Origin of the sequence: Streptococcus sp. CF7_Ac1-12 (assembly GCF_024295905.1) — a bacterium.
GTDB lineage: Bacteria > Bacillota > Bacilli > Lactobacillales > Streptococcaceae > Streptococcus > Streptococcus mitis_AP.
Map to the genome: position 1 here is coordinate 1 of NZ_JANCPG010000040.1, position 609 is coordinate 609.

Genomic DNA, 609 nt, shown 5'->3' on the forward strand with positions numbered 1-609 from the left:
CCTCTCTTTTTTTGCGCAGTTGAGGAGGCGTAGAGAACAGAACGGGAAAATAGGACAAAACTGTTTTTGAATTTGTTAGACTGTATCTAGAAAGGGGAACAATATGCTTAAAAAATTGTATGAAGAAGTCCAGGGAATTGTGTATAAGTGTAGAAATGAGTATTACCTTCATTTATGGGAGTTATCTGATTGGGACCAAGAGGGGATGATTTGCTTGCATGAATTGATTAGTAGAGAAGAAGAACTGATAGAAGATATACCTCGTTTACGTAAATATTTCAAAACAAAATTTCGGAATCGGATTTTAGATTATATCCGAAAGCAAGAAAGTCAAAAACGAAGATATGATAAAGAAGCCTATGAAGAAGTAGGTGAGATTAGTCATCGTATAAGTGAGGGCGGTCTGTGGCTAGATGATTATTATCTCTTTCATGAAACCCTAAGAGGTTATAAAAGTAAACAAAATAAAGAGAAACAAGAAGAGTTAGAACGCGTCTTAAGACATGAACGATTTCGAGGTCGACAAAGAGTATTGAGAGACTTACGTATTGTGTTTAAGGAGTTTGATATCCGTACTCGGTAAGAAGCTATGCAAAAAAAGAAAAAAAC

General features: G+C 35.3%; 1 protein-coding gene. It reads left to right on the top strand.

Annotated elements, in window-relative coordinates; translation table 11 throughout:
* The first annotated feature begins 103 nt into the window (after positions 1-103).
* Positions 104-583 carry a sigma-70 family RNA polymerase sigma factor gene (locus tag NMM17_RS09600; protein ID WP_000914507.1) on the top strand — a complete coding sequence of 160 codons (480 nt, stop codon included), beginning with the start codon at positions 104-106 and terminating at the stop codon, positions 581-583.
* The last annotated feature ends 26 nt before the right edge of the window (positions 584-609 follow it).

Coding starts and splice junctions, on each gene's coding strand:
- NMM17_RS09600 (WP_000914507.1), top strand. CDS start 104: ATGCTTAAAAAATTGTATGAAGAAGTCCAGGGAATTGTGTATAAGTGT.